Raw genomic sequence first — 14,017 nt, forward strand, 5'->3', positions numbered from 1 at the left:
AAAAATCTGTTGGATAACTCTCTTTACTTCGCTATATTTATCCGGTCGATTCATTTGTTTTACCCAGTAATAATATGTGCTTCGCGGGATATCAGCCACTTTTACTAAGTTAATTATTTTAAATTCATGCCTTAGCTCATAGATTACCTTCGCTTTGTCTTGTTCTGTAATCTTTCCTTTTCCTGAACTAAGGCATTCAACTTTTTTAAATAGGCATTTTCCATGCGTAAACGTTCAATTTCAGCGAGTAATGCTTCTTGTGATCCTTCAACTGGTTGAGTTTTCTTGATTTCTTTTTTCATGGATGGACGCCCTTTCATTTTCCGTTGGAGAGCGTCAATCCCTTGTGTTTCAAATAAATGTACCCAATTCCACACAGTGCCAGAGGCAGGAATATTAAATACTGTTGTAGCTTCCTCAATGGACGCTCCCATTTCATTTATATAATTAATTACGTCCATTTTAAACTCTACTGAATAATTTGTATATGTTCCTTGAAAAGCTGCCAAACTATGCTTTCTATATTTAGCTACCCATTTTTTTAACATAGTTGTACTCACGTTGTGTTTCTTAGCTGTGGCTTCAAAGGATTCCACGCCTTCAAGGTAAGCAGTAACTGCAGCTAATTTAGTTTCTAAACTATATTTGGTCATAATTAAAAACTGCACCTCCAATTGTTATTTGTGTCTAACAATTGGGGTGCAGTTCAGTGATGAGGTCCTCTTTTTCGCAAAAAAATTTAATGAAAGTAATCATACGCATTTTTCGCCAGCAATAAAAAAGTGACGGTAATGAACAGAGCGCGGACGTAGCCGCTTCCCCTTTTAATCGCGAATCTTGAGCCAACAATCGAACCCGCAATCTGAGCAATTCCCATCGGAATCCCGTAAGCATAATTGACTTGCCCCAAAAACATAAACATAATCAGGGCTGCAATATTACTGCCAAAGTTTAAAAACTTTGCATTTCCAGCCGCCTTTAAAAAATCAAAACCGATCATTAAAAAGGCAAACATTAAAAAGGAACCAGTCCCCGGTCCAAGAAATCCATCATAAAAACCAATCGCAAAAATGGCAAAGATAAAAAGGGCCATATGCTGGAAGGATAATTTTCTAACGCTGGAAATACCGCCCCAGTCCTTTTTGAAAATGGTATAAATCGCAACAGCCGCAAGCATGACCAGCATCAGCGGCTTCAGCAATTCCGGATTCATTAAATGAACCGTCCAAGCGCCGATCATCGAGCCAATGAACGTGAGCGGAAATAGCTTATATACGGATTTTATATCAAGCTTGCCGGAACGATAAAACATAATGGTACTCGTCAACGAGCCAATCGTCCCTGCCAATTTATTCGTCGCAACCGCTGCCGCCGGCGATAAACCCGTAAACAATAACGCAGGCAACGCAATCAACCCGCCCCCGCCAACAACCGAATCAATAAAAGCCGCCAAAAACCCAAACACAACCAAAATAACCAACAACGTCGGATCAAAATGCAACAACATCCAATCAACCTTTCAAATCTCAACTAGTAAGTATTCGACAAAATTCGAGCGGTGCCTGTCACCACCCGGATTTTGTCGAACAATATAATCACTGCTTTATTATAACAGTTTATCGATAGGCCAATCTATCTTTCACTTTCTATTTAACTGGATTCATTTAACATGCATCTCCTTAGGAGAATTAAGAAAATGTTTGCAAAAGGGTGCTATTTATTAAGAGAAATTACCTCCCAAAATCTGACGTCAAAATTGCTTTTGCCCTTTTGCGTTGATAAACTAAATTCACGCAAATATATATAAAGGAGATTTTCGTTCATGATTAATAAAATTGGTAAAATAACGGTGTATGTAAAAGATCAAGAAGAGGCAAAGGATTTTTGGATAAATAAGGTTGGTTTTGTGTTAAAAATGGAGCAGCCGATGGGACCGGATTTTTCTTGGATTGAGGTCGGCCCAAGCGAAGACGAATTTACTACTCTGGTACTTTATGCGAAGGAAGCAATGGAGCAGCATGATCCATCGAAGGTCGCCCACCCATCGATTCTATTCAGCACAACCGATATCGAATCCGCTTATGAAAAAATGAAACAAAACGGAGTTCAGGTAGACGAAATGATGCGCATGCCGTTTGGAACGATGTTCTCCTTTAAGGACCAAGATGGAAATGATTATTTGTTGAGAGAAGATAAATAGGATGTAAAAAGGAGAAGTGCGGCGAACACTTCTCCTTTTTTTGCATTATCGTGGTGGTTTCTTGGGGTTAACCAATCTTTGGTCAGTCCCCCAACAGTTCCAATACCTGCGAAACAATATGTTCAACGGTAAACCCGCGCATTTCTACCAACTGCGCCCCCTTACCCGATGCCCCAAAATCATCGACCCCAATCACTTTCCCATTCCTGCCAACATATTTATGCCAGCCAAGCGAAGACCCCATCTCCACTGCCAACCGTACATCAATCGAGTCGGGAAGCACTTGGTTTTTATAGTCCTGTGACTGTTTTTCAAAAAGCTCCCACGATGGGAAACTGATCACAGATACGCCAATCCCTTTTTCAGCCAAAACCTTTTGCGCATCTAACAGAAGCTGCACCTCTGACCCGGAGCCCATCAACAAGGCTTTCGCCTCACCCTTTGCCTCCGACAAAACATAAGCACCTTTTTCCACACCATTTTTCCCCAAACGGTCTGTGCCTTCGAGAATCGGTAAATCCTGGCGTGACAGCACAAGAACCGTCGGCTGCTCTCGTTCCTCTACCACTGCCTTCCATGCAAACGCGGTTTCGTTCGCATCCGCTGGCCGAATCACCGATACTCTAGGGATTGCACGAAGGGATAAGAGCTGCTCAACCGGCTGATGTGTCGGACCGTCCTCTCCAACGGCAAGGCTATCATGGGTAAACACATACGTGACCGGGACACCCATTAAGGCGGATAGCCGGAGGGCAGGGCGCAGGTAATCGGAAAAAACAAAGTACGTGCTTACAAAAGGCCGGACACCAAAGTGAAGCGCCATCCCGTTTGCCGTTGCGGCCATCGCAAATTCGCGGACACCAAAGTGAACATTTCGGCCTTCATAGTGTCCCGCTCGGAAATCGCCGCCGCCATTCATCTTGCCCTTTGTAGAAGACGCCAAGTCTGCTGAGCCTCCAAAAAACTCCGGTAAGCGCTGCCCGAGAGCTTCAAGAACCTGATTGGAGGCAACCCGCGTCGCCATTTTTCCTCCTGCATCATAAAAAGGAAGTGCCGAGTCCCATTCTTCTGGTAAATCTCCATTGGTAATTCGTTCAAATTGATCCGCAAGCGTCGGATACACCTCTTTATAGTTTTGAAAAAGTTGAATCCATTCCCTTTCTTTTTGTTTCCCCTGCTCCTTTATGGTCTGAAAAAATTCATAGACTTTGTCAGGGACGTGAAATTCCTCAGTAGAAACCAAATGGTAAAAAGCTTTAGCAGCAGAAGCTTCATCCCTGCCAAGTGGTGCACCATGAGCAACACTTTTTCCCGCCTTATTGGGAGCCCCGTATCCAATAATCGTCCTCACTTGAATGAGCGTCGGACGCTCGGATTCCAGTCTAGCCGCCTCCAGTGCACTTTCGATTTCCCCAACGTTATTGCCGTTTTCAACATAGAGAACCTGCCATCCATAGGCTTCAAATCGTTCGCCAACATTTTCCGTAAACGAAAGCTCTGTCTCGCCATCCAGAGACGTCCCATTCGAATCATACATCACGATGAGGCGTCCAAGCTTTAGGTGGCCGGCCAAGGATGCGGCTTCAGCCGAAACCCCTTCCATCAAGTCACCATCGCCGCAAATACAGTAGCTAAAATGATCAACAATCGGATAGCCGGCTCGGTTGTATACGGCCGACAAGTGCCGCTCTGCCATGGCCATCCCGACGGCCATCGCCACCCCTTGCCCAAGCGGCCCTGTTGTGGCTTCTACTCCCGGGGTATGGTTGTATTCAGGATGACCGGGTGTGCGGCTGCCAAATTGGCGAAAGTTTTTCAAATCCCCAAGGGTCAAATCAAATCCTGATAAATGCAAAAGACTGTATAACAGCATCGATCCATGCCCCGATGATAAAATGAAGCGGTCGCGATTGAACCATTTTGGATGTTCAGGATTTTGCTTTAAAAATTTCGACCATAGAGTAAAGGCCATTGGGGCCGCGCCCATCGGCATCCCCGGATGACCGGATTGGGCGCGCTCCACACTATCAATGGCAAGCGTTCGAATTGTATTGATGGCAAGCTGCTGAATCGGTGAATTCAATGCTTACATCCTTTCTTCAATTAGTTTACTAGATAGGTATGAATTTTTTTGGAAAAAGCAACCTATTATGCTGCTTTAAGAGTGTTTTAGCGCTATCACATTTTTTGTGCCCACTGCACTTCTTATTAAATAGTTACGGGCACTATTAAACTTTCATAGTGCCCGCACAAACTTTTTCTCACCATCTCGGGCACGATCGCACCCCCATAGTGCCCGCTCTTCCTCTTTTTTCACCATCCCGGGCACGATCCAATCCCCATCGCACCCGCTCAGCCTCCAACCATTAAGCCTCTGCATCACCTTTATTCGTTTTAACCGAAACAAAACTTGCAAAAGCAATCAAGACGCCGCAGACAACTACCGTTAAAGCATAAAACCCGCCGACACCCACCTTCGCCATAGCTCCGGCAAGAATCCCGACCCAGCCGAAATCAGCATCACCGAACGTCGTATTCGACAATCCGAGCGACCCTAAGAAAGATAAAAGCAAAGCAGGAATCAACGTGATTAAAAATCCATTAATCAACGCGCCAATCACCGCACCACGACGCCCGCCAGTTGCATTTCCGAAAACCCCGGCAGTCCCCCCGTCAAAGAAATGCGGCACCATTCCTGGAATAATCAACGCTAGACCAAGCGGTCCCATCAAAAACATCCCGATAATCCCGCCAATCAAACTCGAAATAAATCCAACAATTACAGCAGTCGGTGCAAACGTAAACGTCGTTGGACAATCAAGCGCAGGCAGCGCATTTGGTACAATTTTATTAGCAATCCCTTGGAACGCAGGAACAAGCTCTGCTAGAATCATCCGTACGCCCATGAGGACAACCGCAATTCCGGCGCCAAAAGTAAGCGCTTGCACCACAACGTACACAATATAATTTTTACCACCCGTAAAATCCTTGAGGGCATCCGGACCGGCAACAAGCGCAAGAATCAAGTACATCACAATCATCGTTAACGTTGTCATCACCAGCGAATCGCGTAAAAATCCTAGATTTTTCGGAACCTTGATCTCTTCTGTCGTCCGGCTATTTTTTCCGGTGGCTTTCCCAACCAATGCCGAAATGATATAACCTAATGTATTAAAATGACCAAGCGCAAATGGCGCATTTCCGGTTACTTTTTTCATAAAAGGATGAACAAGTGCCGGCATAATCGTGCTGACCGTACCAAGGAAAATCGCCCCAAGGATAGCCTGGTTCACGCCGGTAATCCCTGCACTGCCAAGCACAACTGCTAAAACGGTTGCCATAAAAAATAAATGATGGCCAGTTAAAAAGATAAACTTAGCAGGTGTAAAGCGAGCTAGCAGCAGGTTGACGACAAAACCGAGGGCCATAATAATCGCGGTCTGCGCCCCGAAACTTTTTTGCGCAATCGCCACAATCGCTTCGTTCGTCGGTACCACTCCGTGCAGATTGAACCCTGCTTGGACCATGACGCCGAGCGGATTCAGCGCCCCAATAATGATTCCGGCGCCGCCGCCAAGGATCAAAAACCCGATAATCGTTTTCAGTGTTCCGGTAATCGTATCACTTAAAGATTTTTTCAAGGCAATTAAGCCGATCAGTGCCATAAAACCAACAAGAATCGCGGCATTGCTCAAAATCTCATCCACAATAAAATGTAACACAGCCATTTTTGTTCCCCCTTATTTTGATAAAATTGGGATCAGCTTTTGTTTCATTTCATTTTTGTCCACGTAATTTTTTACCGTCACAATCGGGATGCTCATTCCAGATAAAAGCTCCGAAAATTCGGCAGAGGTCACAATGACATCCGCTGGCTCAGCTTTGGCCGAACTGATATCCGACGTAGAAACACTTGCAGAAATCCCCGCTTCCCTGAGCACCGCTTCAATCGTCATCCTTAACACCATGCTGCTGCCAAAGCCCATGCCGCATACGGCTAAAATTCTCATGATCATCCCTCCATTCCTTATGCTCCATGTACAATAGATAACACCTCTTCCGAAGTTGAGGCCGACATGATCTGAATAACCCTATCCTCGTCTGCAAGGAGTGTGACCAATTCAGACAAAGCTTGCAAATGCTGCTCATGGTCGATGGCAGCCAGTACAATGACAAGCCTGACCTGATGCTCCTCCTTTTCCGAAAAGCTGACTGGATTTTCCAAACAAAGCATACTCATCGCTAATTTTTTGACTCCTTGTTCAGGGCGGGCATGGGGAATTGCAATCTGCGGGACGATGACAATATAGGGGCCAAGCGACTTGACATTGTCAATCATCGACTGCACGTACCCTCCAGTGACGGATCCGTCTGCCACCAAAGGGTTCGAAGCCATACGAATTGCTTCAACCCAATCCCCAACTCTTGACCTAACCTGTACCGTCTTCTCCGTCAACAATACATCCAACATCCGCATCGTAACTCCTTAAAAAATTTAAAAACAACAACCCCACAGACACCTGTCTTACATGGACAATCACAGACCTGGAACCCCACAAAAAAACAAAACCCCCTCCCTCCTTCACTGGCTTAAAAAACAGACATCTGTTAATCTCAATTTATTGTGGAAAGAATGGGAATAGTACTACCCGACCCATTCGACAAAATTCGGGCGGTGCCTGTCACCACCCGAATTTTGTCGAAACCATATAAATGATTTAATCTATTAAAAAACTATAGGTTTATCCCTCAAATCTAGTTAGGAGTTGAATGGCTTGATTCACTATAAGGAGCTTCATCACGTGAGTTTAACGGTTTCAGATTTGGTGAGAGCAAAGGATTTTTATAGCAAGATTTTGTGTTTATCGGAGATACCACGTCCAGATTTTGACTTTCTGGGGGCATGGTATGGAATCGGGCAGCAGCAGCTCCATCTCATTGTTCTCCCCGAATCTCAAACAATTCGTCAAGAAAAATATGTGAGTAGCCGTGAAGGCCATTTTGCTTTGCGAGTGGAAAACTACCAGGATACGCTAAACTGGTTGAAGAAAAACGGCGTGGAAGTTCTAGAAAAGCCCAACAGCAAAAGTGGATTTGCACAAATATTCTGCGCAGACCCCGATGGTAACTTAATTGAACTCAATGTGGACCAAAAGGATATGGCGCTATCATTTACTACCAAATAACTATTTTTAACAAACAAAAAGGAAATTGCCGAATATAGCAATTTCCTTTTTAAAAAATTCTAGTATCGATTTGCTGGGTCCACCCGAGTCAGCGGTGCATTGGGTGAATCATTTCCAATCATATTCCTGCCTGTAACATCTTGATGGACGTCTTCCCCAAAATCTGCACGATTTTCTCTGCGTTCCACAACCACAAGGAATTTACCTTCTTTTACATAGTCTTCATAGCGCCCTGCTTCCTCCTCGGGGATCCCCATTCCAATCAATGCCCCCGTCAGACCGCCAACTCCTGCACCGAAAACAGCCCCGGTCAGCGTTGCCGCAATCGGACCTGCAGCAATAAGCGGTCCAATCCCTGGTATCGCAAGAGCACCCATTCCCGCCAACAAACCAACCATGCCGCCAAGTGCACCACCGGTTGCTGCCCCGGCTGCAAGACCATCTTCCGTTTTCGTACCCGTCGCATCATTGATAGCTGTTACATCCTCTCTATTCTTACCAATGACCGATATTTCCTCTGCCGCATACCCCTGACGTTTGAGATCCTCAACCGCCCGAATCGCCTCATGCTCCGTATCGTAAACTCCTACCAAATGCTTTTCATGTTTAAACATTGAAATCCCTCCTTTTGTTTATTTACACTACCCGCCTTGAGGGAGAATGAAACATATCACGACTCATTCGACACCCTCCACAGAAATTCATTCAATCAAACGTTTGATAAAAATCCCGGCAACCCCTTTTGAAAAACGAACTTTGTGTAGTTTCCGGGGAAATTTTTTGTCGATAAAAAAGCCCTTATTTCCTTATAAAGCTCCCATTCTGACGAAAAATAGAATCCTTCTACATACTTTGACTAGTTCCCCTAAATCCGCCATCCAATCAAACGTTTGATTAGATTCACAGCAAACCGTTATGAAATAAGACATTTCCCCTTCAAAGCTTTAAAAGGATTGTCGAAGGATGGTATGTCGGAAATTAGGATAGACGCAACTCTACTATTTTTCTATCAAACATTTAGCTAGTAGACCCCCTATTTTTTTGTTAAGTTAGAATTATCCAACTGTTTTTAGGAGGGATTCTATTGAAAAAAGGTTTAAGCTTAACGATGACTATGATATTGGCCTTTCTTTTCATCGGGGGAATCACAGTATATAAAGTCATGAACAATGCATCAGAATATGAAAGAAAACATACAGTGGAAACCACTGCTGTTGCGAAAAAGGATACGGCAAAGGAGAAGAAAGAACAGACAGGCTATATTGGCGGAGTTCAATACGACATCAAATTGGATAAAAGTAGTTCCCAAGAGGCTGTGATTGAGGTCATGCACAAGATGACCCACCAAAAGGTGAAGGCCAAAGAAAAATGGGGCGCCGTCCCGATGATTCCGGATACCATTAATCAAGTCTATCAAATAGTAAAAAACAGCCACTTCGACCTAAGGGCTGATTTATTAGCGATTCTCGAAAAATGGAAAAAAGGGGACTTTGCAGAAATAGCCGAAGACCATAACTTCTTCTGGCAACAACAAGGCGGCACAGTCGGCAAAGCCTACGGAACCATGACAAAAGCAGAAGAAAAAACCTTCATCGCAAACAACTTTAGCGACGAAATAGCAAAACAAGATAGCCCTCAGCCATAATATATAATACATTTTCGACAAAATTCGGGTGGTGCCTGGCACCACCCGAATTTTGTCGAACTACTATAGAAATGGCCTTGCCACCCCTGCAATCACGTTCCGATGCGAATTCTTGATTGGTTGTATCATGACTCGCGGCGGCCAGGATTCGATTACTTTGTTGTTTCCTAGATAAATCGCTACATGCCAAATGGTATGAGTGCCTGGTTGATAGTAGAAGATTAAATCACCGCGTTGGCGCTGGCTATAGGGCACGTGTTTAAAATTCTTCGAGGCAAATAATTTCCGGCTATTCCATTCATTCCCCGGGTGTGCATGTTGAATACTCGATACAGGTACCGGATTAATCCCGGCAGCATACAAACCTTGTGTCACCAATCCACTGCAGTCAAGTCCATACTTTGGAGACGAAGATGCCCCTACAATATAAGGGTTCCCCATATATTGATAGGCTTGCTTGATCATCGCTTCAATATGAACAGAACGACCGTCCCAAGCATGTGCTCTTAGTGGTGCAAAATAACGATCGATGCTATACCAAGAGCTTTCGCTAAACCCCAACCTTTTCCAGGTTTCTATATCCACATTCCCGGTGACAGGCAATTTATGCTTCGCCTGAAAGCTTCGAACGGCATACCATGTTTTATTGTTATACTTCGCATACCCATGCGTACCGATAATCCCCAGTTTGCGCATGACTTTCCACGTTTTTACGCCTTCAAAGCCGCGTGATAGAGTATAGCCCACCTTCCCAGTCGGCTGAATTTGTTTGTACTGCACTTGATAATAACGCTTCGGATTTTGATATCCTTTTGTTTTAACAACCTTTAATTTATTCGCCGTTACATATTTTCCGTTGGTTAACTGTAAACGAGGTTTCCCTTTTTCTGTTTTTACCAAACGTTCTACATGTAAAAAAGTATCCTTCTTTTGTAAGGCAATCTTTTTGGTTAAATCAATGTCCTGATATGTATAGGTTGGAATCTTCACTTTAATAATGACAGGATTGCTTGTGTAAAACGATACTTCCTCCGCATGCGCATTCGATTCGGATACAGTCATGCTAAATCCTAAGATAGCAGCAGTTACTACTAAACTCTTAAACCACTTAATCTTCATGCATCTACCTCCCCCACTGGTACTCTATATGTTTATTATTGGAAAATTCATAATTTATCTTATCATACGATTAATGCTCTTACAATGCCATAAGAATGGTCATCTCTTGAAAAAGCAAGCAGCCTATACTCTCATTTACGATCCGGCTGCTTTTCTCCATCTTCTAAGCAAAAAAGTAAGAAATAACGCTAGAAACGCCCCGCCCCCATCAATCAATACATCTTTAAATGAAGCCATTCGATCCGGCATAAAGGATTGATGCCATTCATCTGACATGGCATAGAGGAAGGCAGCAAACCAGGCAGAGAAATATGCGAATCGATGGTTACTCATGACCTTATAAAACAAGAATGCCAGAATTCCAAACGCAGAAAAATGGCTTGCTTTCCTCATGATAAAATTCAGTTCATCTATCAATCCCTTTTCTGCGCGGGACACTTCATTTATCGCTGATGCCGTACGTTCTCCCGTAAAATAAGGTAGCTGTGTCACCAAAAAGATGATCAACATCCAGATCATTGCAGCCAGCAGCCACCATTTTTTATTACCGCTCATTTATCTTCACTCCTGCTTCATTGATGACATCAAATAACATCTTATTTTATCAACATTGTAAAAAACAGAAAAGGCACCTGATTGTGATTCATAAATATTTACATATTCATATTTCACCGCTTTAACTTTAACGGAGTGAAGTCAGACCAAATTCTATTCTTACCTCCTATTTTGTTGCATATAGTCTATAGATACAATCTAAATCACCTTGAACCTTCGCCGCTTTCATTCTAATTGTTGCTATATGTGTGGATCAATTCTTACTAAAGGATGTGTGGATAAATGGATTTAAATTCTTTTATCAGGCTATATCAAGAATTTTTAAAGGAAAGTGAGCAAAAGGGGTGGGTGTCCAAGGTTCTGATTGAAGAATTCGGAAATCATCTCGCTTCTATCAAAAATAGCGAAGGAATCGAAGTGGAATTTTTTATTGAGTTGGACTCAGATAATTATAAACAGGTAACTGGTAAAACGCATCAAGGCCAGCTGAATTATGGTGTGATTAGACAGGAAGAAAAAGGAGATGCATTTGCGAAAGAAGTACTGGATGCATTCCATGAATACTGGTCCAAACATTCTAGCAAACGTAAAACACTCTTATTTCTCTATAATCCTAAATAATCACTCTCCAAACGATAACAAACGGAGCTCATTCCCCCTTTTTGAAACATGAACTCCGTTTGCTGAATTACACTAAATAAACTTCTCCTCCCTCTCATCTATGAAAAAAATCCCCTCCAATGAAGTCCCCCTTTCTGCGCACAAAATAATAGGACATCCTGCCTGTATGGAAAATAATTCTATTTAACCTATTTATCCCTCTATTAAAATGATATGATTTCTCTATCACCAAGTTCTGACTTCAATTAAAAAATAGGAGGGATTTTTATGAAAGATGCTATCTATCTGATTCCCTACAAAATGATTGAGCAGTTAGAAAACGTGAACGAGATTCCCAAAGGTGTTGAACTAATTCAAGCCCCCGAAATATGGGCGCAGTCAACTGGTAAAGGTATAACAGTAGCTATACTGGATACAGGCTGTGATACCGATCATCCGGACCTGCAAAATCGAATCATTGGCGGACGAAATTTTACACAAGACGATGGCGGAAATCCGGCTATCTTCGAGGATTACAATGGCCACGGCACTCATGTGGCAGGTACGATTGCAGCGACAATCAACCACACAGGCGTAGCAGGCGTTGCTCCGGAAGCAAATCTTTTAATCTTAAAGGTTTTAGGAAGAGATGGCTCTGGGCAGTATGAATGGATCATTAACGCCATTCATTATGCCATCGAACAAAAAGTCGATATCATTTCAATGTCATTAGGCGGGCCTACCGATGTAAAAGAATTACATGATGCGATCAAGGAAGCGGTGCTGAACCATCAAATTCTTGTCGTCTGTGCCGCGGGGAATGAAGGGGATGGAGATTCCACAACCGATGAGTTTGCGTTCCCTGGCAGCTATAATGAAGTGATTAGTGTAGGCGCGGTTGACCTGAACCGGCATCCCTCATATTTTACGAACTCCAACAATGAAGTAGACCTCATAGCGCCGGGTGAAAAAATTACTTCTACTTATCTAAATGGAACGTATGCAACCCTGAGCGGCACATCGATGGCCACACCACATGTTTCAGGGGCACTTGCCTTATTAAAAGATCTTTCTTCCAAGCAATTTGAAAGAGTACTCACGGAGCCCGAATTGTATGCCCAATTAATAAAAAGAACGGTGCCATTAGGAAATTCACCAAAGGTCGAAGGAAACGGGTTAATCTATTTAACCCTATTAGATTTCATTAAAAAGGTTTATGAACAACAGAATACAAATGTTTTAATATAAAAAATACGTTCCCCTCTGATTCTTCTTTTTCAGAGGGGTTTTTATTATTTATATAAGTATCTCCAAGTTATAAAAAAACGCTTGGACAATTGTCCAAGCGTTTTTCATCATGTTTACGCGCCTTAGAGGATTCGAACCTCTGACCGTACGCTTAGAAGGCGTATGCTCTATCCAGCTGAGCTAAAGGCGCATGATATATGTAGGTGTGTTAAAGATTCGTTGGGGTTAGCAAATCTTCCCTAATAAATAAAATGGCTCCGCAGGTAGGACTCGAACCTACGACCGATCGGTTAACAGCCGATTGCTCTACCACTGAGCTACTGCGGAACAATAAATAATATAGTTAGTTTTTTTACTATTGCAAAAAACTTTAGTGGGCCTAAATGGACTCGAACCATCGACCTCACGCTTATCAGGCGTGCGCTCTAACCAGCTGAGCTATAGGCCCTTATTAAAAACATGGTGGAGGGGGACGGATTCGAACCGCCGAACCCTGAGGGAGCGGATTTACAGTCCGCCGCGTTTAGCCACTTCGCTACCCCTCCATATAAAAATAAAAAAAGCGCGGAAATTAATGGTGGCTCAGGACGGAATCGAACCGCCGACACAAGGATTTTCAGTCCTTTGCTCTACCGACTGAGCTACTGAGCCATGTTAATTTATGTTCCCTACAACCATAAAGCTGTAAGTCCTTCGCCCCCATCTCAGAAAGCTTATTCAAGCAGCAGCTCGATGAGTGCGCTGATACTTATTCTCTGTAGCTTATTCAGGCGTGCTCTACCGACTGAGATACTAAGCCACATCTTTCAATCAATATGTATATGGCGGTCTGGACGGGACTCGAACCCGCGACCTCCTGCGTGACAGGCAGGCATTCTAACCAACTGAACTACCAGACCAAATTGCGGAGGCAGGATTTGAACCTGCGACCTTCGGGTTATGAGCCCGACGAGCTACCAGACTGCTCCACCCCGCGATAATAGAAAATATTAAGTTTGGATGATGCTCCAAGCTTAACGACCGCCCCGATTTCAGAATGCTGATTCAAGATGCGGTTCAATCGGTGCGCTGTGGATGATTCGAAGAAGCATATTCGAACGTGCTCCACCCCGCGATAATAAAAATTGAATCCTAAAACTTTGCTGAAGATGAAATTATATGGCGGAGGAAGAGGGATTCGAACCCCCGCGCGGTTTAACCCGCCTGTCGGTTTTCAAGACCGATCCCTTCAGCCGGACTTGGGTATTCCTCCGTAAAATAAAAAGTATATAGTTGTAAGCATTGGACTGGTCGGGAAGACAGGATTCGAACCTGCGACCCCTTGGTCCCAAACCAAGTGCTCTACCAAGCTGAGCTACTTCCCGATAGTATGGCGCGCCCGAAAGGAGTCGAACCCATAACCTTTTGATCCGTAGTCAAACGCTCTATCCAATTGAGCTACGGGCGCATTGTTTTAAATGGTGA

14 protein-coding genes, 8 tRNA genes and 1 other annotated feature (1 of these 23 cut by a window edge) are annotated in these 14,017 nt (G+C 43.7%); of the genes, 5 read left to right on the plus strand and 17 right to left on the minus strand.

Annotation, left to right across the window (positions count from 1 at the left end):
- Nucleotides 1-143: 143 nt before the first annotated feature.
- Both M028_RS0112090 and M028_RS0112095 read right to left on the minus strand, forming a co-directional pair.
- Nucleotides 144-653: a helix-turn-helix domain-containing protein gene (locus tag M028_RS0112090; protein ID WP_026574142.1), complete on the minus strand. Its 510-nt coding sequence runs from the start codon at nt 651-653 to the stop codon at nt 144-146.
- 86 nt (nt 654-739) lie between these two features.
- A complete protein-coding gene (locus M028_RS0112095) occupies nt 740-1,507 on the minus strand; it encodes a TSUP family transporter (protein ID WP_026574143.1) in 768 nt (255 codons plus the stop codon).
- Between the two features lie 315 nt (nt 1,508-1,822).
- Here M028_RS0112095 and M028_RS0112100 point away from each other — a divergent pair, with 315 nt between their 5' ends.
- Complete coding sequence (locus M028_RS0112100; protein WP_026574144.1) at nt 1,823-2,200, plus strand: VOC family protein; 378 nt, start codon at nt 1,823-1,825, stop codon at nt 2,198-2,200.
- Nucleotides 2,201-2,282: 82 nt separating this feature from the next.
- Here the strand turns inward: M028_RS0112100 and tkt are convergent, their stop codons facing one another.
- The 4 genes from tkt to M028_RS0112125 form a co-directional block, all read right to left on the minus strand.
- Nucleotides 2,283-4,283 carry a transketolase gene (gene tkt / locus M028_RS0112105; RefSeq protein ID WP_026574145.1) on the minus strand — a complete coding sequence of 667 codons (2,001 nt, stop codon included), beginning with the start codon at nt 4,281-4,283 and terminating at the stop codon, nt 2,283-2,285.
- A 283-nt stretch (nt 4,284-4,566) separates the two neighbouring features.
- A complete protein-coding gene (locus M028_RS0112115; RefSeq protein ID WP_197031413.1) occupies nt 4,567-5,922 on the minus strand; it encodes a PTS ascorbate transporter subunit IIC in 1,356 nt (451 codons plus the stop codon).
- Nucleotides 5,923-5,940: 18 nt separating this feature from the next.
- On the minus strand, nt 5,941-6,210 hold the full coding sequence (locus M028_RS0112120; RefSeq protein WP_026574147.1) for a PTS sugar transporter subunit IIB: 270 nt from the start codon (nt 6,208-6,210) through the stop codon (nt 5,941-5,943).
- A 17-nt stretch (nt 6,211-6,227) separates the two neighbouring features.
- The gene (locus tag M028_RS0112125; RefSeq protein ID WP_331280318.1) at nt 6,228-6,677 is read right to left on the minus strand and encodes a PTS sugar transporter subunit IIA; all 450 of its coding nucleotides are present in this window, start codon (nt 6,675-6,677) and stop codon (nt 6,228-6,230) included.
- Nucleotides 6,678-6,975: 298 nt separating this feature from the next.
- On the opposite strand from M028_RS0112125, the gene M028_RS0112130 reads away from it, so the two are divergent.
- On the plus strand, nt 6,976-7,386 hold the full coding sequence (locus M028_RS0112130; protein ID WP_026574149.1) for a VOC family protein: 411 nt from the start codon (nt 6,976-6,978) through the stop codon (nt 7,384-7,386).
- A 59-nt stretch (nt 7,387-7,445) separates the two neighbouring features.
- Here the strand turns inward: M028_RS0112130 and M028_RS29865 are convergent, their stop codons facing one another.
- The gene (locus M028_RS29865; RefSeq protein ID WP_081810736.1) at nt 7,446-8,000 is read right to left on the minus strand and encodes a general stress protein; all 555 of its coding nucleotides are present in this window, start codon (nt 7,998-8,000) and stop codon (nt 7,446-7,448) included.
- A 470-nt stretch (nt 8,001-8,470) separates the two neighbouring features.
- Between M028_RS29865 and M028_RS0112140 the strand changes: the two genes are divergently transcribed.
- Nucleotides 8,471-9,031 carry a DUF6241 domain-containing protein gene (locus M028_RS0112140; protein ID WP_051591018.1) on the plus strand — a complete coding sequence of 187 codons (561 nt, stop codon included), beginning with the start codon at nt 8,471-8,473 and terminating at the stop codon, nt 9,029-9,031.
- 63 nt (nt 9,032-9,094) lie between these two features.
- Here M028_RS0112140 and M028_RS0112145 read toward each other — a convergent pair whose 3' ends face one another.
- Both M028_RS0112145 and M028_RS0112150 read right to left on the minus strand, forming a co-directional pair.
- Nucleotides 9,095-10,150 carry a DUF5776 domain-containing protein gene (locus M028_RS0112145; protein WP_026574151.1) on the minus strand — a complete coding sequence of 352 codons (1,056 nt, stop codon included), beginning with the start codon at nt 10,148-10,150 and terminating at the stop codon, nt 9,095-9,097.
- A gap of 135 nt (nt 10,151-10,285) precedes the next feature.
- Entirely contained in the window at nt 10,286-10,705 is a 420-nt protein-coding gene (locus M028_RS0112150) for a VanZ family protein (RefSeq protein WP_026574152.1), read from the minus strand.
- A gap of 282 nt (nt 10,706-10,987) precedes the next feature.
- Between M028_RS0112150 and M028_RS0112155 the strand changes: the two genes are divergently transcribed.
- Nucleotides 10,988-11,326, plus strand: a complete 339-nt coding sequence (locus tag M028_RS0112155) for a hypothetical protein (protein WP_026574153.1) — start codon at nt 10,988-10,990, stop codon at nt 11,324-11,326.
- Between the two features lie 267 nt (nt 11,327-11,593).
- Nucleotides 11,594-12,553 carry a S8 family peptidase gene (locus tag M028_RS0112160; RefSeq protein WP_026574154.1) on the plus strand — a complete coding sequence of 320 codons (960 nt, stop codon included), beginning with the start codon at nt 11,594-11,596 and terminating at the stop codon, nt 12,551-12,553.
- 116 nt (nt 12,554-12,669) lie between these two features.
- Here the strand turns inward: M028_RS0112160 and M028_RS0112165 are convergent.
- The 8 genes from M028_RS0112165 to M028_RS0112200 all read right to left on the minus strand — a co-directional run bounded on the left by M028_RS0112165 (nt 12,670) and on the right by M028_RS0112200 (nt 13,805).
- Nucleotides 12,670-12,743: transfer RNA gene (locus tag M028_RS0112165), tRNA-Arg, on the minus strand.
- 62 nt (nt 12,744-12,805) lie between these two features.
- Nucleotides 12,806-12,880 (minus strand) — tRNA-Asn (locus tag M028_RS0112170).
- Nucleotides 12,881-12,927: 47 nt separating this feature from the next.
- Nucleotides 12,928-13,001 (minus strand) — tRNA-Ile (locus tag M028_RS0112175).
- 12 nt (nt 13,002-13,013) lie between these two features.
- Nucleotides 13,014-13,098 (minus strand) — tRNA-Tyr (locus M028_RS0112180).
- A 30-nt stretch (nt 13,099-13,128) separates the two neighbouring features.
- A tRNA-Phe gene (locus M028_RS0112185) sits at nt 13,129-13,204 on the minus strand.
- Between the two features lie 171 nt (nt 13,205-13,375).
- Nucleotides 13,376-13,452 (minus strand) — tRNA-Asp (locus M028_RS0112190).
- A gap of 3 nt (nt 13,453-13,455) precedes the next feature.
- A tRNA-Met gene (locus M028_RS0112195) sits at nt 13,456-13,529 on the minus strand.
- A gap of 183 nt (nt 13,530-13,712) precedes the next feature.
- A tRNA-Ser gene (locus M028_RS0112200) sits at nt 13,713-13,805 on the minus strand.
- A 101-nt stretch (nt 13,806-13,906) separates the two neighbouring features.
- Nucleotides 13,907-14,017: a sequence feature (16S ribosomal RNA rRNA prediction is too short), on the minus strand (it continues 173 nt past the right edge of the window).

It is taken from the genome of Bacillus sp. UNC438CL73TsuS30 (assembly GCF_000482325.1).
Classification (GTDB): Bacteria; Bacillota; Bacilli; order Bacillales; family Cytobacillaceae; genus Neobacillus.